The organism is Cesiribacter sp. SM1, assembly GCF_020178975.1.
GTDB lineage: Bacteria > Bacteroidota > Bacteroidia > Cytophagales > Cyclobacteriaceae > Cesiribacter.
Window position 1 is genome coordinate 150,802 of the sequence record NZ_JAHXBU010000093.1, and the last position, 25,549, is coordinate 176,350.

Sequence of the window (25,549 nt, forward strand, 5' to 3'; positions counted from 1 at the left end):
TCATCGCTAACACCTCGTACCCTCCTCAAGAAAGATGCCATAAGGTAGAGAAATATCCGGTATTTCTGCATAATTTTAGGGTTCAGAAATGCCGGTAAGTGAGTTTCGAGATAAAATTACCTCTTTTTGAAGGCCCCTTCGACCTGCTGCTTTTCTTTATAGAGCGGGATGAGCTGGACATACACGACATTCCCATTGCAAAGATCACCCATGATTTTTTGCTCTATATGCGGCAGCTGGAGGGCTTAAACATTGAGGTGGGCAGTGAGTTTATGCTCGTAGCAGCAACACTCATGCGCATCAAGGCAAAAATGCTATTACCCCGGCCCCAGCTCAACGAAGAAGGAGAAGAAATTGACCCCCGCGAGGAGCTGGTGCGTCACCTGCTGGAATATAAAAAGTATAAATCGGTAGTACAGCAGCTCTCCGATATGGAAGAACTGCAGCAGCAAAAGGAAAAGCGGGGCAATGTTGGCAGGGAGTACCAGCACATTGCCAGCCTGCACGATGCCGACCTGGAACTCCAGCAGCTCGATCTGTACAAGCTGATGCAGGTATTTCAGCGGGTAATGCGGCGTTACGAAAGCGCCAGCCAGCAGCCCGTGCACCAGATAGTACCTTACCCTTACACCATTGGCGGGCAGCGCGCTTATGTAATGAGGTTGCTGGAAGATAAAGAGCGGCTTTCCTTTACAGAAATTATTGAGGCAAAGCCTGAAAAGATCACAGTTATTTATAATTTTCTGGCCATTTTGGAGCTGCTGCAGCTAAATGAGGTGCAACTGCGGCTCGGAGAAGGCTTTAATAATTTCTGGATTTATAAACCAGAGGTGTCACCGGCAGAAACCCCTGCTGTTACCGCTGCCAGCTAAATGAATGTAGATACCCAGAAAGTTCTCAAAACGCTAAATCCGCGTAAGGTGTGGATACCTGTGCTACTGGGCATAGGTATCGTGGTGGCCATGATGCTGTTCGACGATAACCTTACTGCCGATAAGTTACTCCTGATCTCCCATGCCGGCGGCGGCTCTATGCTGGCTGCCCTGCTCATTATTCTTTGCCGCGACCTGGGCTATATTTATCGCATTCGCATGCTCACAGGCAAACAGCTGAGCTGGATGAGCAGCGTCTATGTGATTATCCTTTGGGAGTTTTCTTCGGCTGTAACGCCCTCTGTGGTGGGAGGAACAGCAGTAGCCATCTTTATTCTGTATAAAGAAGGGATAAAGCTGGGGCAGTCCATTGCCTATGCCATGCTCTCGGCCATACTGGATAATATGTTTTTTGTGGTGGCGGCCCCAATTGCCCTGTTTCTTTCCGGTGGCCAGGCCTTTCCGCGGCTGGAGGCTGCTAACCTGCAGTTCGGAGGCAGCCTGGAGGTGCTCTTCTACATCAGCTACGGACTTATTACGGTTTATACCCTTGTAATGGGCCTGGCGCTTTTCAGTAAACCCAGGGCTTTTAAGTGGTTGCTTATAAAGTTAACATCCATAGGGTTCTTGCGCCGCTGGCGCCATGGTGCTGTTAACAGGGGCAACGAAATTATTATGGCCTCACGTCAGCTGAAAGGCCGGGGCTGGGAGTACTGGGTAAAGATAAGTGTAGCAACCCTTTTTGTCTGGATTGCCCGCTATTTTACCCTTAATGCTGTAATCAGTGCGTTTGCCGATATGACGGTAAGCCAGCACCTGCTGATATTTGGCCGGCAAATTGTAATGTGGATCACCATGCTGATTTCCCCAACTCCCGGCAGCAGTGGCTTTGCCGAGGGCCTATTCCCCCAGTTCTTCAGTGTTTTCCTGGGCGATTACACCCTTATTGCCAACATTCTCTGGCGCATGGTTACCTATTATCCTTACCTGATCCTGGGTGCCCTGGTACTGCCCCGCTGGTTGCAGCGTGCGTTCTTAACCAAAAAGCCGGTAGAGGAAGCTTAATCCATGTGCTAATTAGCACATTGTACTCCCATCACCGCTGCAGCAGGTTGCCGGATTAAAAAAAAAGAGCCAGCTTTTCAGCAGGCTCTTCATGTTCAGTAAGCTCGATCAGCAGGGCTGTTTAAACAAACATTTCTGTGCCGGCAAAAAAGAAGCTGCCTTCTATCTGGGCGTTCTCGTCAGAATCAGAACCGTGAACGGCATTTGCTTCAATAGACTTTGCAAACTTCTTGCGGATGGTGCCTTCTTCGGCCTGGGCAGGATTGGTGGCACCAATCAGTTTACGGAAGTCAGCCACGGCATTATCTTTTTCCAGAACAGCTGCAACTATTTTGCCACCGCTCATATAGCGCTTCAGGTCGTTGTAGAAGGGGCGCTCTTTGTGTACTTCATAAAACTGGCCCGCACGCTCTTCAGTCAGCTTGGTCAGCTTCATGGCAACGATTTTAAAGCCAGCGTCTTCAATCATTTTAAGTATGGCACCGGTGTTGTTATCAGCAACGGCATCGGGCTTAATCATGGTAAATGTTCTGTTTCCAGCCATGGAGGTCTTTGTTTTCAGTTAGCAGTATGGATTAAATTGCCCGCAAAAATAACAGTTTCTTCCTAAAAGGTACCTGATTTTAAAAATTTGTCAGCGGCAGTATGGCCTGCCAAAATTGTACCTGCCATTTTGTTAACTCATCTGTTATTTAGGCGGCTACTGTTTAAAGCCCGCACCAGCCAATTTTGTTTTCCGGTAAAATATATGCAGTTTTGCAGCTTATCTGAACAGTAGAGAAGGCTGACGTATATTGCCCAGTCATGCAGCAAGTTTTAAATGCATTTAGGGAAGCCCTCAGCCTGCCAAGGCGGGTGGTTATCACAACTCACCATAAGCCAGATGCCGATGCGTTGGGTTCATCGCTTGGGCTAGCCGGCTATCTGAAAAAGAAAGGGCACCATGTCTCGGTGATTTCCCCCACCGATTATCCTGCTTTTTTGGCCTGGATGAAAGGCAATGATGAGGTAATCATTTTCAATGAGGGAAATGAAGCCCGCTCGGCCCAGCTGGTTGCCGATGCAGAGCTTATCTTTTGCCTTGATTTCTCCTCATTAGCCCGGATTAACGAACTCGGTGAACTTGTTCGCCAGTCGCCGGCAGAAAAGGTGCTGATTGACCATCACCTGGAACCGGAAGATTTTGCCAAATATTCTTTCTGGACCACTGAGGCAGCCTCCACGGCAGAGCTGGTTTTCCAGCTTATCCTGGACCTGGGCGATAAAGACCTTATTGATGCTGAAATAGCCGAGGCGCTGTATTCGGGCATCATGACAGATACCGGTTCCTTTAAACACCCCAGCACCACTGCGCGTACCCACGAAATAGTGGCAGACCTCATTAGGGCCGGTGCCAATGTACATAAGGTAAGCAAGCTTGTTTATGATACCAACTCTCTGGAGCGCCTGCGCTTCCTGGGTTTTGCCTTGAGTGAAAAGCTTCAGGTCCTCACCGAGTACAACACTGCCTATATGGCCATATCAGCAGAAGAGCTTCAGCAGTACCAGTCTAAGACCGGCGATACGGAAGGTCTGGTAAATTATGCGCTCTCTGTACAAGGTGTGGTGATGGCAGCGTTAATAGTAGAAAGGCAGGAGGCAATCAAGATTTCTTTCCGCTCTATCGGTGAGTTTTCGGTAAATGCTTTTGCCAGGAATCATTTTGAGGGGGGCGGGCACAAAAACGCGGCGGGCGGTGTTTCATACCAGTCGCTGGAAGAAACAGTGAATAAATTTGTATCGCTCCTGCCGCAGTACAAAGATCAATTACAAGCAAAAGTTTTAATTTACGAATAACCAATGTACAAATCTTTCTTAAAGGCCGGGCTGCTGTTAGCAGTTGCTGGTCTTGCAACTGCCTGTGGAGGCAACAAAGAACGTGAAGTTAGTGATGACTTAAAAACTCGTGAAAGCGGATTACAGTATAAGTTTTTCCGTGTAGGAGAAGAGGCAAATCCTGATAGCACCAAGTTCCTGGTAATGAACATCAGGGCAACAACCGGCAAAGACTCTGTGTTTTTTGATACCCAGGAGAGGGGCATGGATGAGATAATGCCTGTTAACAACCCGCAGTTTAAAGGCATGCTTGCCGAAGGCATTAAAATGCTGCACCAGGGCGATAGCGCACTGATTGTAGTACCGGCAAATAACTTTTTCATTCAGACCATGGGCGCTCCTGTGCCTGCCGGTATCGATGAAAACAGTAAAATGAACTTCTACATTGGTGTAAAAGACGTTGTAGATGAGCAGGTTGCACAGCAAATTCAGATGGAAAGCATCCAGAAAATGCAGGCGAAAGCTGCCGGCCGTCAGAAAGAGCAGTTGCTGAAAGATGTACAGACCATTGATAAATACCTGGCAGAACACAGCATTGTGGCCGATACCACTGCTTCCGGTGTTCGTATTCAGGTAACAGAGCGTGGATCTGGCGATAAGCCACAGCGCGGCGATAACCTGGTGGTGCACTACCGTGGCAAGGTGCTGGAAGGCGAGCAGTTTGATGCTTCTTACGACAGGAATGAGCCTTTTACCTTTGCCGTAGGACAGGGCATGGTAATTCCAGGCTGGGACGAAAGCCTGCTGGAGCTTCCAAAAGGCAGCAAGGCAACCATATTTATCCCTTCGCCACTGGCTTATGGTGAGCAGCAGCGCAGCGAGGTAATTAAGCCTAACTCTATTCTTGTTTTTGAGGTAGAGGTTTTAGATGTTCAGAAAAAGCAATAAGCTTTTATTTAAATACGTTAATCCGGTGCAGCAAAAACTGCATCGGATTTTTTATATCATTATAATTGTATATGAAAAAGAGTTGGATAATCTGGAGCCTGCTGGGGCTCATGACTTTATTTGTGGCAGCCTGCAAGGATGATGATGAAGGACCAACAGAAATAGAAATTGCACAGGCTCGCCTGGAACAGCAGATCGTTGAAATTGAGTCCTTCCTGGCAGCCCAAAACATTAGTGCCGAAAAAGATTCCAGAGGCATTTTTCACCAGCCCCTGACCCTGAATCCCGAAGGTGAGCTTATTGAGGAGGGCGATGTGGCACTGGTAAATTATAAAATCAGCAGGCTGGATGGCACCCTTATCGGGCAGTCGGAGCCGGGTAACCCCGAGCTTATTACCTACTCTCCAAACAGAAGGTATTTCCCTATTGCCATTCGCTATGGTCTGGAAGATGTGCGGGTGGGAGAAACCCACCGCTACTATGTGCCCTCCGGATTCGGCTACACTTCTATCAACAAGAGTTATACCGATGGGGAGCGTTACCTGGAGTTTAGCAACCTTATACTGGAAATGGAAATTGTGGGTGTGTACCACTCGCTGCAGGAGATTTACGATGCAGAGCAGGCCGATATACAAGCATGGCTGCAGGCAGAAGGCAGAACGGCCGAAGAACTGGCAGGCGGCCTGCACAAAATAGTGCTAACAGAAGGTACTGGAGAAGCACCTGTTAACGGCGACAGTGTATTCGTTTACTACAAAGGGTATTTTCTTGATGGACAGGTATTTGATGAGAATACAAGCGGTGCAGGATTTGATGTTAAGCTGGGTACAACTTCCCTGGTAACAGGCTTTACACAGGCGCTTAGAACCATGGTGGTAGGCGAAAAGTCACTCTTTATTCTGCCATCATCCCTTGCGTATGGTACCGGCCAAACAACCGGAGGTGCTTTTGTTTTGCCACGCCAGGATCTGGCCAGCTTTAAAGAGAAAGGCTTTTTGAAAGACGCTAGCGCTGTACCACCATTTAGTACGCTTATTTTCGAAATTGAAATGCTGAGCAAGAAATGAGAATCTGCTTCGCTACCAATAACAAAAAGAAACTGGAGGAAATAAAGAGCTGGCTGGGCCCTGAGTGGGAGGTGCTAAGCCTGGAAGCCATAGGCTGTCAGGAAGAGCTGCCCGAAACCGGCGAAACCCTTGAAGCCAACTCTGCACAAAAAGCCGTATATGTGTGGGAGCATTATGGCATACCCTGCTTTGCCGACGATACAGGCCTGGAAGTAGAAGCCCTGGGTGGTGAGCCCGGGGTATACTCTGCCCGCTATGCCGGCGACCACCGCAGCAACGAAGATAATATGCAGCTGCTGTTGCAAAAGCTGCAGTGGCAGCAAAACAGGGCTGCGCGCTTTCGTACTGTGCTTACCTATATTTCTGAAAAGGGGCAGCATCAGTTTGAGGGAGAAGTGCGTGGTACTATCATAGAAAAGGCAAGGGGAGAGAGGGGCTTTGGCTACGATCCGCTCTTTGTGCCCGATGGACATAACAGAACCTTTGCTGAAATGCCGCTGGAAGAAAAAAATACGATGAGCCACAGGGCCAGGGCTATGAAAAAACTGGTTGATTTTCTGAAGCAGAACACTAATTAGGTTAATTTTGCCCGAATGAAAAAGCCGTACATAGTAGGAATAACAGGAGGTAGTGCTTCGGGTAAAACCTATTTCTTGCGTGAGTTGCTCCAGAATTTCACTCCCTCGGAGGTTTGTCTTGTTTCGCAGGATAACTACTACAGGCCACGCCACGAGCAGCCTGTTGATGAAAACGGTATCAAGAACTTCGATACTCCCTATTCTATAGACCACGAACTGTACGCACAGGACCTTATTGCCCTAAAGGAAGGACGCAGCGTTGTTCGCCAGGAATATACTTTCAATAACCCCAATGCGGTACCCAAGCAGCTGGAGTTTCATCCGGCGCCGGTAATTGTGGTAGAGGGGATCTTTGTTTTTTATTTTCCGGAGCTTACCCGCCACCTCGATCTGAAGGTTTTTATTGAGGCAGAGGAGCATATAAAGCTAAGCAGGCGTATTGTGCGCGATAAAGTGGAGCGGGGCTACGACCTGGAAGATGTGCTCTACCGCTATGAGCGGCATGTTGCCCCTACCTACAACAAATATATAAAGCCCTTCAGGAGCGATGCCGACCTGGTTGTGCCCAATAACCACGGTTTTGATAATGCCCTTGAGGTGATCACTACATTTATAAAGTCTAAGCTGCCATGATTAACCGCTTTGCCGTAATAGGCCTGGGCCAGTTTGGTATGTCTATAGCCCGCACCCTGGCTGCCCGGGGTGCCGAGGTACTGGCCATTGATCTGCTGCTGGATAAAGTAGAGTTTGTGAAAGATGAGGTAGCCCATGCCGTAGCCATGGACACTACGGATGTTAAGGCCCTGATGGCACAAAATATTCAGGATATGGATGCGGTGGTGGTGGCCATAGGTGAGAATTTTGAAGGCCTGCTTCTTACTACGGTGCTGCTGCAGGACCTGGGGGTTAAACGCATTATTGCCCGTGCCGCTTCAACGCAGCAGCGCATGATCCTGGAAAAAATGGGGGTAAGCGAAATACTATCGCCGGAAGAAACAGTAGGCAAAACAGTAGCTGAAACGCTGCTGCACCCCAACATGAAATCGTTCCTGCCCCTTGCCGACGATTACGAGATTGTAGAGATACAAACGCCCAAGCGTGTGGTGAACAGAACCGTGCGCGAAATTGGCCTGCGGCAAAAATACAACCTTAACCTCATTACCGTTAAGCGTGTTTTTGAAGAAGAACGCGATGGCCGGGTTACCGAGGTAGAACACATCATTGGCGTGCCCCAGGGCGATACGGTTTTGTACGATTCTGACATTATGATCTTGCTTGGAAAAGAGCAGGACGTAAATAAATTTATGGAAGTGAACAAATAAGCCTGCTTTAGGTGTTCTTTCTCAAAATTCTTATACTTTTGTAATTGATTTGCGCCAAAGATTAGCGAAGAAGGGCATGATAAGCTGGTTTTGTAAACATAAAACATTCGTACACCGCCTGCCGGTGTTGATGGCCTTGCTGGCAGGGCTTATGTTTACGGCTATGCCTGCCGGTAAAACACTGGCCTTTGGTGCTGCACCCCTGCAGAAAGAGCAGGTGCAAAAGTCAGCAACAGGCGAAGAACTTCCTGTGTTCGAACCGGGCTTTTCTGCCCTGGCCCAGGTAGCGCCGCTGCAGATCTTCTTCTATCAGCCGGCCATTGTACCGGTTATCATTCCTCTTGTAGAAATAGTTGAGCAGGCACCGGCCAATGTTCCGGACCTGGTAAATAGCTATCGTCGTACGCTCTTTAGGCGAATTATCTCGCCCAACGCCCCCTAAGTACTTGTTTGCCTGCCCCAGAGGCTTACCCGGATGCACCGTTTCCGGCGTAGGTGCCGGATCTGTTGTTCCCGGCCTGTGTGCTCTATATTCTAAAATGTAACCCTTACTATTTCTATACTTTAATTCATGAAAAACAAAGGTTTAATAGTGGTGCTTACCGTTGTGGTAACGCTGCTATGCTTGTACTATCTTTCATTTACCTACGTTTCGCGTCAGGTACAGCAGAAAGCCACGGCCTATGCCACCCTGCCCGATGGTAGCATCAGTTATAGCAAAAAGCAGAACTATCTCGATTCGGTTTGGCATGAGCCTGTTTACAACTTCCTGGGTATGGAGTATACCTATCAGGAGGTAAAACAAACCGAACTTAACCTGGGCCTCGACTTACAGGGCGGTATGAACGTTACCCTGGAGATTTCTCCGGTTGAGGTAATCAAAGGCCTGGCTGCAAACCCTAATGATCCTGCCCTGGTGCAGTCCATTAACTATGCCCGCGAAAGGCAAAGAGACAGCCAGGAGAGCTTTGTGGAGCTGTTCCGCCAGGGATGGCAGCAGCATGCTGCAGGCCGTCCGTTAAGAGACGCTTTCTTCACTGCCGCTAACCGTAACGTAATTACTTCGCAGACTTCTGATGATGCCGTTGTTAACTACCTGAATGAAAAGGTAGAAAACGCCATCAATACTTCTTTTGAAATTCTTCGTACCCGTGTTGACCGCTTTGGTACCTCACAGCCTAACATTCAGCGCCTGCAGGGTTCCGGCCGCATTCTGGTAGAATTACCAGGTGTAGACAACCCCGAGCGTGTGCGCAAGCTGTTACAGGGTACTGCCAAGCTGGAGTTCCTGGAAGTAGTAGAAATACAGGAGTACTACCAGACCCTTGCCGAAATCAACAGCCTTATTGTAGAGGAAAACCGTGCTAATGCTGCCACTGCGGGCAACACCCAGCAGCCGGCTGCTACCACTGCTACAGATACTGCTGCTACTGCTGCAACAGATACCGTTGGCGGCAATGACCTTGCCTCTCAGCTGGCTACTGCCGATACTACTGCAACAGCAGATTCGCTGTCCCTGCAGATGTCTCCGCTGTTTTCTCTGAACCGTTCCCAGGCATCGCTGCTGTACAGTGTGCGTGACACTGCCCAGATCAACAGAATCCTGAACCGCCCGGATGTACAGAGCCTGATCCCTTCCAACTTAAGCTTTGTGTGGGATGTGAAAGGCTTCAGGCCTGAAGGTGGCGGAGACCCGATGCTGTCTCTGTATGCGGTACAGCGCGAGCGTGGTGGTCGTGCACCTTTAACCGGTGAGGTTATTGAGCGTGCCCGCCAGGACTTCAACGAGCGTGGCCAGCCAGAAGTGGTAATGGTGATGAACAGCGATGGTGCCCGTACCTGGAAAAGAATAACTGCCAACAACATTGGCCAGCGTATCGCCATTGTTCTTGATAACTATGTATACTCTGCACCGGTGGTTCAGTCTGAGATACCTGGTGGTGTGTCTTCTATTTCAGTATCTGGCGACAGAAACGATCCTACTGCAGCCATACAGGAAGCACAGGACCTTGCCAACATCCTGGAAGCCGGTGCCCTGCCAGCCCCTGCCCGTATTGTAGAGGAGGCCATTGTAGGTCCTACACTGGGAGAAATGGCCCGTAACCAGGGTATTCTATCTATTGTAGCTGGTTTGGGTATGGTGGTGATCTTTATTGTAGCGTACTACTCTAAAGGTGGTCTGGTTGCTAACATTGCCCTGCTGTTCAACATCTTCTTTATCTTTGGTATACTGGCAAACCTGGGCGCAGCCCTAACCCTGCCTGGTATTGCAGGTATCGTGCTTACCATTGGTATGTCTATTGACGCCAACGTACTGATCTTTGAGCGTATACGTGAAGAATTACGCGGCGGCCTTAGCCTGAAAGCAGCAATCAACAAAGGCTATCAGAAGGCTTACAGCTCTATTATAGATGCCAACGTAACAACCCTGCTTGTTGCCATTGTACTGTACGTAATGGGACAGGGTCCGGTTAAAGGTTTTGCCATTACCCTGATCATTGGTATTCTTTGCTCCCTGTTCTCAGCCGTACTGATTACCCGCGTGATCATCGACTGGATGACAGCCAAAGGCGATGCAAGCAAAATGTCTTTCGATACTGCTTTCTCCCGTAACCTGTTTAAGGGTGGCGACATCAACTTTATGGGTATGCGCAAAAAGGCGTATATTTTATCAGGTGTTGTAATTGCTGTTGGTCTGGTTGCGCTGGTGCTGAATAACGGCCTCAACATGGGTGTTGACTTTACCGGTGGCCGTACCTACGTAGTAAACTTCGATGAGCCGGTTTCTCCAACGCAGCTTAAGCTTGACCTTAGCGATAACTTTGCAGGTGCAGGTACAGAGGTGAAAACCTATGGAGCCAACAACGTACTTAAAGTAACCACCAGCTACCTGATTGATGTAGAAGAGGAAGCCTCTGATGCCCAGGTACAGTCTGCACTTGTGCAGGGTATTGAGGAAGCTACAGGCAAACGCTTTGTTCAGGATGGTGCCAGCGTTTCACAGGGTCAGTTCTCCATTGTGAGCTCATCAAAAGTAGGCGCTACCATTGCCGACGACATCAAGGAAGCATCATGGGAAGCTGGTTTGTTCTCACTGATCATTATGTTCCTTTACATCCTGATCCGTTTCCGTGGCTGGCAGTTTAGTGCCGGTGCCATCCTGGCCCTGGTACACGACGTAGCCATTACCCTGGGTGCCTTTGCCATTGCCGGTGCGCTGGGCATGACCTACGAGGTTGACCAGGTGTTCGTAGCTGCGATTCTGACTGTAATTGGTTACTCCATCAACGATACCGTGGTTGTGTTTGACCGTATTCGCGAGGAAGTGGGCAACCGCTACAACAAAGTTACCCTGCTGAATACCTTTAACAGCGCTATTAACAGCACGCTAAACCGTACCCTGATGACTTCACTTACCACCCTGGTGGTAGTACTCATCCTGTTCCTGTTTGGTGGTGAGGTACTAAGAGGTTTCTCTTTTGCCCTGCTGGTAGGTATTCTGGTAGGTACATATTCTTCTATCTTCGTTGCTTCTCCGATTGCCGCAGATTTGCTGGCACGTCAGAAAGACGAAGCAGAAGTAGCCAAGCCTACTACTGTGCGTCAGAAAGCATAATAGTAATTTAAGTACACAAGCATATTTGAAAAGCTGCTCCTGCCAGGGGCAGCTTTTTTGTTTTGGCACCATATTGTTCACAGCATAGAAAAAACTATAATAATCGTGCAGTGCAGGATATTATTCCGGCTTTTTTTTCCAAACATCACAATATTCCTGCAGGCATCTGTTAAATTCATGGCGTGATTTGAAGTTATGATGGAACAAGCTCTGCAACAGCTGTCTACTAAGTTAGAAGGCAGCCTTTTTTATAATGAAACCATGCGGAGGCTCTATGCTACAGATGCCTCTGCTTTCAGGGAAATGCCGCTGGCAGTAGCATTTCCCAAAACCGAAGGAGACATACAACAACTGGTGCAGTTTGCTGCCAATAACAGCAGCTCCCTGATTCCGCGCACCGCCGGTACCTCACTGGCAGGGCAGGTGGTGGGTGGCGGCATTGTGGTAGATGTTTCCAAGCACTTTACCAGTATACTGGAGGTAAACGCAGAAGAACGCTGGGTACGCATACAGCCCGGGGTGGTGCGCGATGAGCTAAACCTTTTTCTGAAGCCTTACGGCCTTATGTTTGCGCCTGAAACCTCCACTGCCAACCGCTGTATGGTGGGGGGGATGGTAGGCAATAATAGTTGCGGCTCAAACTCTCTGGTATATGGCAGCACCCGTGAACACCTGCTGGAGGTAAGAGGCTTTTTGGCCGATGGCAGCGAAGCTGTCTTTGGCGCCTTAACACCTGAGCAGTTCGAGGCAAAACGTAATGGCGAAGGGGTAAACAGCCCGCTGGAGATCAGCATTTATCAGACGGTTGCACGCCTGCTGAGCAATCAGCAAAATGCAGAGGAGATCCGCAAAGAATTTCCAAAGCCCAGCATACCCCGGCGCAACACCGGCTATGCACTTGATATGCTGCTGAACAGCCAGCCATTTACACCCGATGGTGAACCCTTTAACTTCTGTAAACTGATTGCTGGTTCGGAAGGTACGCTCTTGTTCATGACAGAGCTTAAGCTTAACCTGGTGCCCCTGCCGCCACCTGTGAGTGGACTCCTGTGCGTACACTGCAATTCAGTAGATGAATCGCTGCGTGCTAACCTGGTAGCACTTAAATATGATCCCTTTGCCAGTGAGCTGATCGATAGCTATATACTGGAGTGTACCAAGGCTAATATAGAGCAGCGTCAGAACCGCTTTTTCATCAAGGGCGATCCTGGGGCACTGCTGGTGGTTGAGCTAACCGGCCAGTCTGATGTGGAGGTACAGACCCAAGCTGCTGCCCTGGAGGCCGATCTGCGCAGGGAGGGCTACGGCCATCACTATCCGCTGGTTACAGGCGAAGACATTAAGCGCGTGTGGACCCTGCGTAAAGCCGGTCTGGGATTGCTCTCTAACATTAAGGGAGATGCCAAACCTGTGCCTGTAATTGAAGATACCGCAGTAGATGTACAGGAGCTGCCGGAGTATATTGCCGAGTTCAATGAAATTTTGAAGAGCTACGGCCTCTTTTGTGTGCACTATGCCCATGCCGGCAGCGGCGAGCTGCACCTGCGCCCCATCCTTAACCTCAAAACAGAGGAAGGAAACCGCATGTTCCGCACCATTGCCGAAGAAATAGCCCGGCTGGTAAAAAAATACAAAGGTTCTTTGAGCGGCGAGCATGGCGATGGCCGTCTGCGTGGCGAGTTTATCCGCTTTATGATAGGCGAGCACAACTATGGCCTGCTGAAGGAGCTGAAGAAGACCTGGGATCCGCAAAATATCTTTAACCCCGGTAAAATAGTAGATACTCCCTCCATGAACGATAGCCTGCGCTATTGGCCTAACCAGGAGGTGCCTGAATTCAATACTATCTTTGACTGGAGTGAGACAGATGGTATCATTCGGGCGGCGGAGCTTTGCAACGGCTCCGGCGACTGCCGCAAAAGCCATCTGATGGGCGGCACCATGTGTCCCAGCTTTATGGCCACCCGTAACGAAAAAGATACCACCCGTGGCCGGGCCAACATGCTGCGCGAAATGCTGCAAAATTCCACCAAGCCCAATCGCTTTAATCACGAGGAGATTAAGGATGTAATGGAGCTTTGTATTAGCTGCAAAGGCTGCAAAGCCGAGTGCCCCAGCAATGTTGATGTAGCCAAATTAAAAGCCGAGTGGCAGCAGCATTATTACGATGCCAACGGAGTGCCTGCCCGTACCAGGCTTATTGCCAACTTCAATAAAAGCAATGCTCTGGCATCCTTAGCGCCCTTTGCCTATAATGCTTTTACCGGTAAACACTTTGCAGGCAAGCTTATGCGCAAGGCAATGGGCTTTGCACCTGAGCGCAGTCTGCCCAGGCTGCACAAAACCACCTGGCGCAAATGGTTTGAAAAGAATGCGGCAATGCTTAATGCCAGCCTAAATGGTAATCGTAAAGGAAAGGTAATGCTTTTTTGCGATGAGTTTACCAACTACAACGATACGCCTATTGGCCAGACTCTCTGCAAGCTGCTAAGCAAACTGGGGTATGAGCTGATCATGCCCGAGCATGAAGAAAGTGGCCGTACCTGGCTAAGCAAAGGTCTGCTGCGCGATGCACAGCAGATTGCACAGCAGAACATAGATATGCTGGTGCCTCAGCTGCAGGAGGGAGTGTACCTGATAGGCGTAGAGCCCTCGGCTATTCTTACCCTGCGTGATGAGTACCTTAGTCTGTGCCGCCCCGATCAGCGTGAAGCAGCACAAAAGCTCGCAGATGCTGCCCTGCTGGCAGATGAGTTCCTGGCAAAGGAAAAAGAAGCAGGACGTATTACGGCAGCACGGTTCAGCAAAGAAAAGCGAACCATTCGCCTGCATGGCCATTGCCACCAGAAGGCACTTTCCTCTGTGATCTTTACCAAGAAAATGCTCACCCTGCCTGCTAACTACGAGGTGTTGCTCATCCCCAGTGGCTGCTGCGGCATGGCGGGCTCTTTTGGATATGAGGCAGAGCATTACGAGGTAAGCATGCAAATAGGTGAGCTGGTGCTTTTTCCCACTGTGCGTCAGCAGCCTGCTGAAGTGTTGATTGCTGCTCCCGGTACCAGCTGCCGCCACCAGATCCTGGATGGCACCGGTCGCCGGGCACAGCACCCGGTAGAGATCCTTTGGGAGGCTTTGGTTTAGGAGATTCTGCGTTTATATAATTTGAAAGGAGAGCTGGTTTATAAAGCCGGCTCTCCTTTTTTCTTGATTCCATAACAATAATCATATCATGGAAATAGTAGCTACACCGTTTGAAATACGTAAGCAATATACATATGTAATCTCACAACAATAAAGCTACTATGTTGGGGTACTTTTCAAAATAGTCAGGGTGTACAAGAAAAATCATGTAATATATTAAAACAAATAAGGGCTAAAATTAAAATTTCATTAAAAGCTGTTTAATTGAAATTTAATGTGGTTTTTATTGAATAAGGTGCAATTTTCGATTTTTATTTACTGTATTAAATGTACTTTTATTCTGTATGAAGAGATTACTACTTGTGTTTATTTTGTTGGGCTTGGTTGCCGAGGCAGCCTGGGCTCAGCGAACGGTTACCGGTACGGTAACATCTGCCACCGATGGAATTGGAGTGCCCGGCGCTTCGGTTCTTGTTAAAGGAAGCTCCCTGGGTGTAGTTACCGATGTAGATGGTAAGTACAAAATTGAGGTTCCTTCCAATGAAGCTGTACTAGTTATTTCTTTCGTAGGCTATATGACTACGGAAGAAAAAGTGGGAAACCGCTCTGTGATCAATGTTGCGCTGAAAGAGGATGTTGAGCAGCTATCGGAAGTTGTTATTACGGCTATTGGTATTGAAAGGGACAAAAGATCCCTTGGATATGCCACCCAGGAAGTTAAGGGTGAAGCTCTTGCCAACAAATCTACTACAGATGCTGTAAGAGGTTTGGAAGGTAAGATTGCAGGTGTAAACATTACTGGTTCCAGTGGATCTCCCGGTGCTTCTACTAACATCAACATCAGGGGAATTTCTTCTTTTACCGGTAGCAACCAGCCACTGTTTATTGTAGATGGTATTCCTATCAGCAATAACGTAGACAATACCCAAAATACCCTGTTTGGTACACAGCCTGCAAACAGAGCTGCTGATATTGATCCGAATAATATCGAATCGATTACAGTTCTGAAAGGCCCTGCGGCGGCTGTGCTTTATGGTTCACGTGCATCTGCCGGTGCCATTATCATCACTACCAAATCTGGCAGGAATACACAAGGTAAGACCGAGGTTGTTGTAAACTCATCTTACAACATGCAGCAGGTATCCAGCCTGCCTAAGTTCCAGAATCAATACGGCCAGGGTAGCTTAAACGAATATGTTGCTAACTCTACCAACTCCTGGGGACCAAGTTTTGGCACTCCGGGTTATGATTCTGTTACAACCACCTGGGGGCAAAGGGTGCCATACCAGGCCTATCCTGATAACATCAAGGATTTTTATCAGACCGGACAGTTTTTATCGAATAACGTTAGCATTACTTCCGGAAATGAAGTTGCGAACTACCTCTTGTCTTTTGGTAATACCACACAAAAAGGTATCATTCCTAATTCAGGCTATGACAGAACCAACGTTCAGCTGAAAGGAAGCACAACGCTTAATAATGGTTTGATTGCCGGAGGATCTATCAACTACATCAGGAGCAGCCAGGAGGGCATTCCCGGAGGTAACGGCGCCAGTGCGTTTGGTCAGATCACCAGGATTCCGCGTAGCTATGACCTGACAGGCCTTCCTTATTCCAATGCTGCTGGTAACAGCCAGTATTACTCTTTGTCGGCCAACCACCCTTTGTGGAGTGCTAACAATGAGTTGTTTGAGAGCAAGAATGACAGGATCCTGGGTAATATCGATCTTGGCTATAAAATTACAGACTGGTTAAAGGTTGACTACCGACTTGGTCTTGACACCTATTCTGACAGAAGAAAATTAACACTTGCCATCAACTCTGGCAGGGTTCCTTCTGGTGAAATACGTGACGAATCGTGGTTCCGCAGTGAGCTGAACTCTGATCTTTTGGTTACAGCTACAAAAAAAGGACTTCTGCTTGAAGGACTGAATGCTTCGGTTTTGGTTGGTAACAACATTAACCAAAGAAATTCTCAGTCAGTAGGTGTTGTAGGGCAGGGCCTTTCTTTCCCCGGCTTCTTTAACCAAAGCGGCGCATCTTCTTTCACCAACAGCTTCGAAACTTCTTCAATCAGAAGACTGGTTGGCTTTTATGGTCAGGTTAGCTTCGACTATGAAAACTTTGCGTTCCTGGAATTTACCGGCAGAACGGATCAGTCCTCTACGCTTCCTAAAGAAAACAATATGTTCTTCTATCCTTCAGTTACTGCCAGTTTAGTGGTTACTGACATGCTTAAGCTTGATTCTGATATCTTGTCTTATGGAAAAATAAGAGGAAACATTGCTAAGGTGGGTAGAGATGCAGATCCATACTCTACGGAAACTTACTTTGTAAGCCCTTCATTCGGTAATAACGTAGCAAGCGTTAACTTCCCATATTTAGGCCTGCCTGGTTTTGCTTACAGCAGCCAGATTGGTAGCAACACACTCACGCCAGAGTTTACAACTTCTTATGAGGTAGGCGCTAACCTAGGCTTCTTCAGGAACAGTGTAACAGTAGATGTTACTTACTTCTCTTCTGAAAGCAGTGATCAGATTATGCCGGTAGCGGTTGCTAACGCATCTGGTTTCAACTCAAGGTATGCCAACGTAGGTTTGATGACGAACAAAGGTATTGAAGCATTGGTGAATGCTACAGTATTAAGGCGCGGAGATTTTAAATGGGATGTGACAGCCAACTACAGCAGAATCAGAAACATGGTAGTTGAGATCACAGAAGGCGTTAAGGACTTCCCAATTCCTGGTAACGGCTTTGGTGGTATTACACCATCTATTGCAGAAGGACATCCTTACGGTGTGATCATAAGCTCTGCCTTTCCAAGAAACGATGCAGGACAGTTGTTGATCAACCCTTCCACTGGTCTCTTCCAGCCTTCTGTTGCCGGACAGGTAATAGCAGATCCGAACCCGGACTGGTTAGGTGGTATCACCAACACACTTTCTTACAAGGGTATTAACTTCTCTGTGCTGGTAGATACACGCCAGGGTGGTGATCTTTACTCTTTCTCTGCCCAGGATTTGAAAAGCTTAGGTGCCATAGAAATGACTGCAGTAGAAAGAGATCAGCCAAGAATTCTGCCTGGTGTAATTGAGGGAGCAGATGGTACATTTACGCCTAATAACATTCAGATCAGTGCCCAGCAGTACTGGCAGGCGCTGGGTGGCCTGGCTTCTGAGGCTGCTGTGTACGATGCAACAGTATACAGGCTAAGAGAAGTGTCTTTAGGCTACAGCATACCTAAAAACCTGATTTCAAAGTCTCCATTTGGTGATATTTTCATTTCAGTAAGCGGACGTAACCTGCTTTACTACGCGCCAAACTTCTTCATGGATCCTGAAATAAACACCCAGGGTGCAGGTAACATCAGAGGAATGGACCTGAATGGTGCGCCAAACACCAGGTCTTATGGCGTCAACCTTAGATTCACACTATAATATAACTGATCGATGAAAATGCGAATATTTTCTAAATATACACTAGTAGTTGCTGCTGTTGCATTTGCTTCCAGTGGCTGCGAAGACTTCTTAGACGTAAATGAGTCTCCAAACAGTCCGGTAGAGGTAACCAATAAAGTTTTACTTCCGCCTGCGCAGGTAGGTACAGCCTGGGCCAGCCATAATGAGCTCAACAGGTTAACCTCGCCCATTATGCAGCAAATGGCTGGTGCTGCCGGTGCTCCCCTGAGCTATGATGTTTACACTATCACAGCATCAGAAACTGGTCTCACCAATGCCTGGAGGTTTGATTTCTATGGTAGCATGGTAAACCTGCAGGAAATGATCAGAGTTGCAAATGAGACAAATTCTCCTGCATACGCTGGTGTAGCCAAGATCCTGAAAGCCTATAACTTTGCTGTGCTAACCGATGTATGGGGCGCTGTACCTTATTCCGAAGCGCTGGCGGGATCAGACAAAACTACGCCAAGGTTAGATGCACAGCGGGATATTTATCTTGGTAACCAGGCAGAGGGAATTCAGAGCCTTTTTGACCTGGTAAGAGAAGGTCTTGCTGATCTGGACCAGACAACCAATGTTTTTACGCCTGGCGGCGAAGACCTGATCTATGGTGGTAACATCGCAAACTGGAAGCGTTTTGGTAATACGCTGCTGCTCAAGCTGGCGATGCAGATCAGTAATAATCCTGAAGGCGAACCAGTTGCCAAAGCAGTGATTGCAGAGGTACTGGCCAAGGGTGCCGATGCTTACATTACCTCAAATGCCCAGAATGCTCAGGTTAAATTTGGTTCTGCTACTGGTACTCAAAACCCAGTTCACCAGTGGACCAACGTTGGCTCATTTAGCAACGACCTGATTGCTTCTACCCGTTATCTGAATCGTCTGCAGGCTTTAAATGATCCTAGGTTACCCTACCTGATCACCAAGCCTACAGCAAGCTATGTTACAATCGACAATGGCCAGGCAGGATCAAGGCCTACTCCAACCACGAGCTGGTCAAGATTCGGATCATATGTAACCGGGCAATTAACACCCAACACATCTGCCGGTGGAGATGCTCCTATCAAGCTAATCACCAACTTTCAGCGGGCGTTTATTCTGGCAGAAGCCAAGTTGCGCTGGGATATTGGTGATAAATCTGCACAGGAGCTGTATACAGAAGGTGTGATGGCTTCAATGGCAGCAGTGGGTGTTTCAAGTGCAGAAGTTACTGCCTATCTGGCGCAGGAGTCTGTAGGTACACTATCAGCAGATCCTACGGAAGCCCTCAAGCAAATTTTGTTGCAGAAGTATATTGCCTGGACGGGTAATGGTTATGAGCTGTGGAATGACTGGAGAAGAACAGGTTACCCCGAACTACCGCTTGCCCAGAATGCAGCTGGTATAGACGGTACTATTCCTGTAAGATTGCCTTATCCTTCTACAGAGATTTCAAGAAACCCTAACATGCCTAACCCGGGTCCGCAGACAAACGAGCGCGTATGGTGGGATGCGCAATAATTATTACAACACTTTAAAGAACATTCAGATAATGAAAAGAAGTATATTAAATATAACACTTCTGCTCTGCCTTGTGATAGCCTGTTTTTCCTGCGAGGATGATCTGGACTATGGGCAGTTTAGCAGAGATAACCAGCCGGCTATACCTGTGACTTACCAGGGAGCCACCACTTACGGCCATGCTCCTTTCTATACGGTGTCAAAAACGTCAGAAAGTGATATCAGCTTTACCCTTGAAATTCCCGAAAGTTCCGGACGTACCATCAGGGAGATAACAAGAGTAGTAGGTGGAACTACGGCAATCAATGCAGCTACGGTAACTACTGGTGCTACTGCAGCAAATACCATACAGGCAAGCATTGCAGGTTCTGGCACCACTGCTACTTTCACGACCAGCCTTCCTGCCCTGAAAGCTAAGTTTCCTACAGGTGCTGCAAACACTGCGCTGAATGGCCCTACCGGCACAGCAACTTATTCAGAGTTTGCCTTTATGTTTCTTGTTACCCTGGATGATAACCAAACTATTGTTCCGGTGCAGTTGAGACTTAGGATTGCCCCCTGATAACGCTGCTTTCCGTTTTAAAGCGCAGCAATTACTTATCTGTTAGGTGAACCCAAAATCTTAGTTGTAGCTCTGGGGCCGAGCAAAAACTAAAATTTAAGTTGAGCAGGCTCTTTTTCCCTGGATTTAGTGCCAAAACTGATGAGTAGTTGAGAAAACGTGCAGCGCTGTAAAACCTATACAAGCCTCTTTATTTAATTAGTATAACTAAAAAGGTGCAGGAATTTTCTGCACCTTTTTTTGTGGCTTCTTCAATAAATACCAGCTGTACCATCGGTGTGGCATTGGCAAACAGCCTAATTGTTTATTTTTTGGGTGGTAGAGGAAGGAGAGGCTATTTGCTTACCTAAATAAAGCATCTGCAACTGTTGTGCAATAACAGTGGAAACTGATCCTAATCCGGGCAAAAGCTAATTTTAGCAGTTGCTTTACATCCACCAGATGTGTAAGTAATGCCTGATCGTGTGCAGGGTGGTTTTTAATAGTCGATACGACTGTAAACAGCTAAAAGCAAAAAAGACGCTACCGGTGGGGCAGCGTCTTTTTTGTTACAAATTATTTCAACTCCTTAAGACTTTTTCTCAAAAGCCTGGCTGATTTTGTGCTGGAGGTGATCTTTGTGTGCACGGGTAGAAGCATCCGGAGCACCGCTGTTGCGCAGCATGGTCTGGATTGACTTCAGCTGGCTGTGGGCAGCACTCTTGGCAACATGGCTGTAATTAGCCTTGTCTTCCAGGATGTTCACCAGCCTGTCAACATACTCCTGCTGCAGGTTTTGGCGCATGCTGTTTACAGATTTGCCCAGGTCTTCTTTAAAGATAGAATTGGTCAGATCTCCGGCAAAGCTGGTAAGGCCGTACTCGTTACCATACAGTTCAGAGTCGGTAATGCGCTGCCATACGTTCTGGTGCATCAGGTGGTTCAGCACATCGCGCTGAATGTTCAGCACGCGGGCGTGTACCTGCGGATCTTCGTTATTACCGAAGTGATTAAAGCCACGGCGCTGCGACTGCAGGTAAGGGTAAATGTTCTCTGGCATATCAAATGCCTTAGGGCTGAAACCATACTGGGCAATGGCCTTCATGGCACGCTTCTGCTCAGCAGCAGGCACCGGCGTAAATGGCTGGGTTGCACCTTCCTGCTTGTTAAAAGCGCGGTCAACATACACACCGCCAATGTAGCGGCTCATTACCCGAAGGCTGGTTGCATGCTCGCCTGTCAATACAAAGTAAGCGTTGCGCAGCTCCTGGAACGACTGATCATCGGTTACCAGGCGGTCTTTCAGGTTTGGATAAGCCTTTTTCACCATCTCCATGCGTTCAATGGCATAAGATACAGCATCGCCAGACATATCACCGATCATTACGCGCGGATCAATACCTTTACCGGCAGAACGCATGTCGTCGGCATCATTACCAAATGTAAGTGCAGGCTCTGTGGAACGGGCCAGAATTTTATTCAGGCGAGCTTTTTCTGCTCCATCCAGCTGCAGGGCAGGAGAATAACCGAATTCAATGGCCCACAGGTCGTAAGGACCAGGGGTGGTGGTGTAGTACATGCCCTGCTTTTCGCGGTCGGCGCTGTAGTTTACAGCAGGATAGTCCATTACTGAACCGGTCAGGCCGGTCTGTTCGGCTTTAGCGCGGTCATGAATCTCTTTGTGAGAGATCATTTGGCTGGCCTTCATGTTGTGGTTAAGACCAAGGGTGTGGCCTACTTCGTGCAGCACCAGGTAGTAGAGCGACTGCTTGATCAGCTCATCTTTCTCTACCTCTATGCCGGAGCCTAAGGCATCCAGCATCTGCATGCCAAACAGGTTGTTCAGGTGCATTTTATGACCCAGGCTGCAGAAATGCTCATCAGAAGGCAGGGCGGCGGTTTCCTCATCCAGGCCCAGTGCAGCAGTGCTGAATATGCCGCCGGTTTGCAGGCGGTTGGTTACAAACACATACTCCAGCATAATATCGGCACCTAGGATCTGGCCTGTGCGTGGGTTGGTAAAGCTTGGGCCATAGCCACCAAAAGGAGGAATTGGCGAAGAAGTCCAGCGTAGTACGTTATAGCGGATATCACCGGCATCCCAGTCGGCAGAGTCGGGTTGTTCTTTCACAACCACTGCATTTTTGAAACCTGCTTTTTCAAAAGCTTTGTTCCACTCCAGGGTGGCGGCCTTGATAGTAGCCCTGAATTCGCGTGGGGTAGTATTTTCAATCCACCACACAATTGGCTCTACCGGTTCCGATACGGCAGCATCAGGATTTTTCTTTACCAGGTGCCAGCGGTTAATAACATCGCGGTAGGGTGTTACGCTTGCGCTGGTCATGTCGGTAACCTCTTGTGTAAAGAAACCAACACGTGGGTCGTCGAAGCGGGCCTTGAAGTCGTTATTAGGAACTTCGATAAAGCTATGCTGAATTTTTACAGATACGTTGCGGCTATCGGTTACAGCCTGTGAGCCGTAACGGATCGGGTACTGGTTTTCAAATACATACTCTACTACCACATCGGTATTCTGTGGGTAGTTGCGAACAGCAGCGTACTTGCTCTTGTCTTTGCTCTGGCGGCCAAGATCGAACAGCTGGCCGGGGCGGGCCATTGGGTTGGGAGAAGGTTTAACCTGGCCCAGGGCTTCAGTCAGGAAAATGTCATCGGCCTTGATCAGCCATGCAGTTTTATCGTCATTGATTGCCTCTATTTTCTGGCTCACCAGCACAGGGCGGTTAATGTTGGCCTGCTCTGCTTTTTTCAGGGCGTTGCTGCCATCAAAATAGAAAGAAGTGTTTTCGCCAACCAGCTCTATGCGGTCAAAGTACTGGCGAACAGAAAAAACACCTTCGTTACGATAAGCACCACGGAAGAAACCTGCCTCCAGTACACCATCGGCAATCTGGCTGAAGTAGATAAATTCTTTATCAATCTGATCTTTGCGGATCAGCAGATAGGCAGTACCATTGGTGGTATCCTGGTACATGGTAAAGAGGCCGGGGTATTCCTTACACTTTTTAGTGAGTTCGGAAATAGATTTCAGGTCCTCTTTTTTCTGCGGGGCAGCAGCAGCGGCGGCTTCCTTGTCCTTGTCTTTTTTCTTGCGTTTCTGCGCATGGGTATCTGTAACGGGTGCTGCTAATAAAAAAGCAGCCAGAGCAGCCGAACAAAACCCTGTCTTTACGGTAAAATGCATAAAAGGTAGCTTAACGTAATACTGGATGGTTAAATGATGTATTAAATTAAAAACTCATTCTCATTTATCAAACCCGAAGTTATGAGCGGTCTTGTAAAGTGTTGAATGGTAATAATTATTCGTGCTGAAATATAATCCTGAAGATTCAGTGAAAGAATCTTTTCTTTCGATAATTAGTTCGTAGGGCAAAAAACATTTTTTGGTAGGCTAATTTAGCCGGAGATCAGGTGCATCTGTAAATTGTTGGGAGTTGTACCGTGTTTTTTGAAAGAAGGTCATGTGCTGCCCTTGCCATAAATGGTAGCATAGCCGGCTGCTGTGCTAAAGAAGTGGCTGCTAATAAAGATCCTTTTTCTGTTTCATGATCCTGGGCAGTGCCGTATTTTTAGCGATTCATAAACTGGAATTTTTGCCGCTAACCTAAGATATATAAGTTTATGCAGTTTGATCAGATGCTGAACGCCGTAACAGAGGGAGATTGCCTGGAGGTAATGAAGCAGATTCCCGGCGGATCGGTAGATATGATTCTGTGCGACCTTCCCTATGGCACTACCCAAAACCAGTGGGATTCGGTAATTAACCTTGAGGAGCTCTGGAAAGAATACGAGCGGCTTATTAAACCAAACGGCGCTATAGTGCTCACCTCGCAGGGCATCTTCACAGCTAAACTGATACTTAGCAACGAAAAGCTTTTTAAATACAAGATCGTTTGGGAGAAATCAAAGCCAACCAACTTCCTGAACGCTAAAAAGCAGCCCCTGCGCAAGCATGAGGATATCTGTGTGTTCTATAAAAAGCAACCCACTTACACCCCCCAGATGACTGCCGGTGAGCCCTACAACAAGGGGGTGCGCAAAAATCAGCTATCGGGCAGCTACGGCGATTTTGGTCCTGTAGAAGTGAAAAGCGAAGGCGAACGCTACCCAACCGATATCATCTATTTTAAAACAGCAGAATCGGAAGGAGAGGTATACCATCCTACCCAAAAGCCTGTAGCCCTGGGTCGCTACCTGGTCAGGACCTTTACAAAAGAAGGAGACCTGGTGCTTGATAATACCTGTGGCAGCGGCAGCTTTCTGGTAGCAGCCCTGCTGGAGAACCGCCGCTTTATTGGCATCGAAAAAAACCAGGAGTCGCTGTTGTTCAAAAAAGAAGGTATTGACCTGATAGCAGTGTGTAACACCAGGCTGGAGGAGGCACGTAAAAGCATGCTGCTGGAAAATATAGCAACAGTTATCAGGGATAACTACAGTGGCAAGCCCCTGAGCAGAAAAGCCATGGAACAACTACAGCAAAAGCTGCTGGATACCTGCTATGCTGCTCCGGAGGGCTCCTCGGAGCATTTTATTCTGCAGGCCGTTCAGCAGGAGCTGGCCTCCTGATCTGCTAATGTACTGTGGGATCAGTGACTAAACTGCTGATGGTGATAAGCAATAGCACGCTGCAGCAGCTCCGTTACTTTTTCAAATTCTTCCGCTGATCTTTTTCCGGGAAGCTCAAAATTTCTGGCTGCCAGTGTACGAAGCTCCCCATAGGCTCCCTGCAGCAGTTCAATTCTGCCTTTGGTGGCTTCTGGCTTTGTTGGGTAATAGATAATAATGAAGGGGATGTGCTGCTCTCCGCTGCGGCGGGCCAGGTACTGTTGCAGCACTGCCAGCCGGTTGTATTTTCTGCCGTCGGGGTAGGGGTAGTAGTTCTCAAGCTTTTGCTCTGATATGGGGCTGAGGAGGTTATGTTTTTTGAATTCTATGATAGCAGCAGGCTTTCTACGCTCATCCAGCAAAAGCATGTCTACATCTCCGGGATAGAGGCTGTCTGTAGCAGATAAATAACACTCCAGGTTAGAAGTGCCCCAGAAAAGGCCTTTTTGGCCTATTTTTACCTTTCCGCCGGAGTGCATGCGGATAAGGTCCTGTAGCAGCCCTATGGATATTTCACTGCCACTGATGGAAATTTCGCCCCCAACATTCTCCAGGGTGCAAAGCAGCAGCGTACTGCCGGTACTGGCCCAATCATGGTCGTCCCTGAATATCAGCACCTGCAGCTCCATTCCAAAGGCCTGCGCAAAATCTGTGTATAGCTGCAGATAGGGAGCCCCAAGCTCACTCAATAAAAACTCCGGAAGCTTGTTAAGCAGCTGTGCGTAGCTGTGTGATGCTTTTAATATTTTTTTGACCCAGATAAGAGGTGTTAGGGCTGGGGGTACTGTATTCCATTGAACAAAGAAATCAAAAGTAAGGCCTTTGTACCCTTTTTTTGCCAGTAGCTCCGGGCTGAACCATTCTGTTGGCTGACCGCTGCGGGGATGAACAGCTGGCTGTTGCGTGCGCTGGCCACACCTGGCCAGCCGTGGTTCCAGCAGCATCCGCTCATTAGATTGTAACATAGCCCTTAGCAAAACAGGTTTCTACTAAATCAATCAGC

Annotated in this window: 18 protein-coding genes; 15 read left to right on the forward strand and 3 right to left on the reverse strand. The window is 48.1% G+C overall.

The features are described from left to right. Positions 1 to 98: 98 nt before the first annotated feature. Both KWJ01_RS22510 and KWJ01_RS22515 read left to right on the forward strand, forming a co-directional pair. On the forward strand, positions 99 to 872 hold the full coding sequence (locus tag KWJ01_RS22510) for a segregation/condensation protein A (protein ID WP_224999381.1): 774 nt from the start codon (positions 99 to 101) through the stop codon (positions 870 to 872). Beyond that, complete coding sequence (locus KWJ01_RS22515) at positions 873 to 1,937, forward strand: lysylphosphatidylglycerol synthase transmembrane domain-containing protein (RefSeq protein WP_224999382.1); 1,065 nt, start codon at positions 873 to 875, stop codon at positions 1,935 to 1,937. 121 nt (positions 1,938 to 2,058) lie between these two features. Here the strand turns inward: KWJ01_RS22515 and KWJ01_RS22520 are convergent, their stop codons facing one another. Beyond that, positions 2,059 to 2,481, reverse strand: coding sequence for a nucleoside-diphosphate kinase (locus KWJ01_RS22520; protein ID WP_224999383.1), 423 nt, complete (start codon positions 2,479 to 2,481; stop codon positions 2,059 to 2,061). Between the two features lie 260 nt (positions 2,482 to 2,741). Between KWJ01_RS22520 and KWJ01_RS22525 the strand changes: the two genes are divergently transcribed. The 12 genes from KWJ01_RS22525 (at position 2,742) to KWJ01_RS22580 (ending at position 19,944) form a co-directional block, all read left to right on the forward strand. Then, entirely contained in the window at positions 2,742 to 3,773 is a 1,032-nt protein-coding gene (locus KWJ01_RS22525; RefSeq protein ID WP_224999384.1) for a bifunctional oligoribonuclease/PAP phosphatase NrnA, read from the forward strand. Between the two features lie 3 nt (positions 3,774 to 3,776). Further along, positions 3,777 to 4,700 carry an FKBP-type peptidyl-prolyl cis-trans isomerase gene (locus KWJ01_RS22530; RefSeq protein WP_224999385.1) on the forward strand — a complete coding sequence of 308 codons (924 nt, stop codon included), beginning with the start codon at positions 3,777 to 3,779 and terminating at the stop codon, positions 4,698 to 4,700. A gap of 71 nt (positions 4,701 to 4,771) precedes the next feature. Next, complete coding sequence (locus tag KWJ01_RS22535; protein ID WP_224999386.1) at positions 4,772 to 5,767, forward strand: FKBP-type peptidyl-prolyl cis-trans isomerase; 996 nt, start codon at positions 4,772 to 4,774, stop codon at positions 5,765 to 5,767. Continuing rightward, entirely contained in the window at positions 5,764 to 6,345 is a 582-nt protein-coding gene (locus KWJ01_RS22540; RefSeq protein WP_224999387.1) for a non-canonical purine NTP diphosphatase, read from the forward strand. The genes KWJ01_RS22535 and KWJ01_RS22540 overlap by 4 nt, the downstream gene beginning before the upstream one ends. Positions 6,346 to 6,360: 15 nt before the next feature. Continuing rightward, on the forward strand, positions 6,361 to 6,978 hold the full coding sequence (gene udk / locus KWJ01_RS22545) for a uridine kinase (protein WP_224999388.1): 618 nt from the start codon (positions 6,361 to 6,363) through the stop codon (positions 6,976 to 6,978). Continuing rightward, a complete protein-coding gene (locus tag KWJ01_RS22550; protein WP_224999389.1) occupies positions 6,975 to 7,667 on the forward strand; it encodes a TrkA family potassium uptake protein in 693 nt (230 codons plus the stop codon). Before udk ends, KWJ01_RS22550 begins: the two co-directional genes overlap by 4 nt. 76 nt (positions 7,668 to 7,743) lie before the next feature. Continuing rightward, positions 7,744 to 8,109, forward strand: coding sequence for a hypothetical protein (locus KWJ01_RS22555; RefSeq protein WP_224999390.1), 366 nt, complete (start codon positions 7,744 to 7,746; stop codon positions 8,107 to 8,109). A 129-nt stretch (positions 8,110 to 8,238) separates the two neighbouring features. Continuing rightward, entirely contained in the window at positions 8,239 to 11,283 is a 3,045-nt protein-coding gene (gene secDF, locus KWJ01_RS22560) for a protein translocase subunit SecDF (RefSeq protein WP_224999391.1), read from the forward strand. A 195-nt stretch (positions 11,284 to 11,478) separates the two neighbouring features. Beyond that, the gene (locus KWJ01_RS22565; protein ID WP_224999392.1) at positions 11,479 to 14,424 is read left to right on the forward strand and encodes an FAD-binding and (Fe-S)-binding domain-containing protein; all 2,946 of its coding nucleotides are present in this window, start codon (positions 11,479 to 11,481) and stop codon (positions 14,422 to 14,424) included. Between the two features lie 344 nt (positions 14,425 to 14,768). After that, positions 14,769 to 17,861, forward strand: coding sequence for a SusC/RagA family TonB-linked outer membrane protein (locus KWJ01_RS22570; RefSeq protein WP_224999393.1), 3,093 nt, complete (start codon positions 14,769 to 14,771; stop codon positions 17,859 to 17,861). 18 nt (positions 17,862 to 17,879) lie between these two features. Beyond that, positions 17,880 to 19,382 (forward strand): SusD/RagB family nutrient-binding outer membrane lipoprotein, encoded by a 1,503-nt coding sequence (locus KWJ01_RS22575; RefSeq protein ID WP_224999394.1) that lies wholly within the window; start codon positions 17,880 to 17,882, stop codon positions 19,380 to 19,382. Positions 19,383 to 19,413: 31 nt separating this feature from the next. Next, positions 19,414 to 19,944, forward strand: a complete 531-nt coding sequence (locus tag KWJ01_RS22580) for a hypothetical protein (RefSeq protein ID WP_224999395.1) — start codon at positions 19,414 to 19,416, stop codon at positions 19,942 to 19,944. A gap of 568 nt (positions 19,945 to 20,512) precedes the next feature. On the opposite strand, the gene KWJ01_RS22585 is transcribed toward KWJ01_RS22580, so the two are convergent. After that, positions 20,513 to 23,125 carry a zinc-dependent metalloprotease gene (locus KWJ01_RS22585; protein WP_224999396.1) on the reverse strand — a complete coding sequence of 871 codons (2,613 nt, stop codon included), beginning with the start codon at positions 23,123 to 23,125 and terminating at the stop codon, positions 20,513 to 20,515. 437 nt (positions 23,126 to 23,562) lie between these two features. Between KWJ01_RS22585 and KWJ01_RS22590 the strand changes: the two genes are divergently transcribed. Further along, positions 23,563 to 24,507 (forward strand): site-specific DNA-methyltransferase, encoded by a 945-nt coding sequence (locus KWJ01_RS22590; RefSeq protein ID WP_224999397.1) that lies wholly within the window; start codon positions 23,563 to 23,565, stop codon positions 24,505 to 24,507. A gap of 20 nt (positions 24,508 to 24,527) precedes the next feature. Here KWJ01_RS22590 and KWJ01_RS22595 read toward each other — a convergent pair whose 3' ends face one another. Further along, positions 24,528 to 25,511, reverse strand: a complete 984-nt coding sequence (locus tag KWJ01_RS22595; protein ID WP_224999398.1) for a hypothetical protein — start codon at positions 25,509 to 25,511, stop codon at positions 24,528 to 24,530. Positions 25,512 to 25,549 lie beyond the last annotated feature (38 nt).

Bases quoted from the DNA above. Each gene is read 5' to 3' on its own strand.
- KWJ01_RS22515 (WP_224999382.1), top strand. From the start codon at position 873: ATGAATGTAGATACCCAGAAAGTTCTCAAAACGCTAAATCCGCGTAAG.
- KWJ01_RS22520 (WP_224999383.1), bottom strand. From the start codon at position 2,481: ATGGCTGGAAACAGAACATTTACCATGATTAAGCCCGATGCCGTTGCT.
- KWJ01_RS22525 (WP_224999384.1), top strand. From the start codon at position 2,742: ATGCAGCAAGTTTTAAATGCATTTAGGGAAGCCCTCAGCCTGCCAAGG.
- KWJ01_RS22530 (WP_224999385.1), top strand. From the start codon at position 3,777: ATGTACAAATCTTTCTTAAAGGCCGGGCTGCTGTTAGCAGTTGCTGGT.
- KWJ01_RS22535 (WP_224999386.1), top strand. From the start codon at position 4,772: ATGAAAAAGAGTTGGATAATCTGGAGCCTGCTGGGGCTCATGACTTTA.
- KWJ01_RS22540 (WP_224999387.1), top strand. From the start codon at position 5,764: ATGAGAATCTGCTTCGCTACCAATAACAAAAAGAAACTGGAGGAAATA.
- udk (WP_224999388.1), top strand. From the start codon at position 6,361: ATGAAAAAGCCGTACATAGTAGGAATAACAGGAGGTAGTGCTTCGGGT.
- KWJ01_RS22550 (WP_224999389.1), top strand. From the start codon at position 6,975: ATGATTAACCGCTTTGCCGTAATAGGCCTGGGCCAGTTTGGTATGTCT.
- KWJ01_RS22555 (WP_224999390.1), top strand. From the start codon at position 7,744: ATGATAAGCTGGTTTTGTAAACATAAAACATTCGTACACCGCCTGCCG.
- secDF (WP_224999391.1), top strand. From the start codon at position 8,239: ATGAAAAACAAAGGTTTAATAGTGGTGCTTACCGTTGTGGTAACGCTG.
- KWJ01_RS22565 (WP_224999392.1), top strand. From the start codon at position 11,479: ATGATGGAACAAGCTCTGCAACAGCTGTCTACTAAGTTAGAAGGCAGC.
- KWJ01_RS22570 (WP_224999393.1), top strand. From the start codon at position 14,769: ATGAAGAGATTACTACTTGTGTTTATTTTGTTGGGCTTGGTTGCCGAG.
- KWJ01_RS22575 (WP_224999394.1), top strand. From the start codon at position 17,880: ATGCGAATATTTTCTAAATATACACTAGTAGTTGCTGCTGTTGCATTT.
- KWJ01_RS22580 (WP_224999395.1), top strand. From the start codon at position 19,414: ATGAAAAGAAGTATATTAAATATAACACTTCTGCTCTGCCTTGTGATA.
- KWJ01_RS22585 (WP_224999396.1), bottom strand. From the start codon at position 23,125: ATGCATTTTACCGTAAAGACAGGGTTTTGTTCGGCTGCTCTGGCTGCT.
- KWJ01_RS22590 (WP_224999397.1), top strand. From the start codon at position 23,563: ATGCAGTTTGATCAGATGCTGAACGCCGTAACAGAGGGAGATTGCCTG.
- KWJ01_RS22595 (WP_224999398.1), bottom strand. From the start codon at position 25,511: ATGTTACAATCTAATGAGCGGATGCTGCTGGAACCACGGCTGGCCAGG.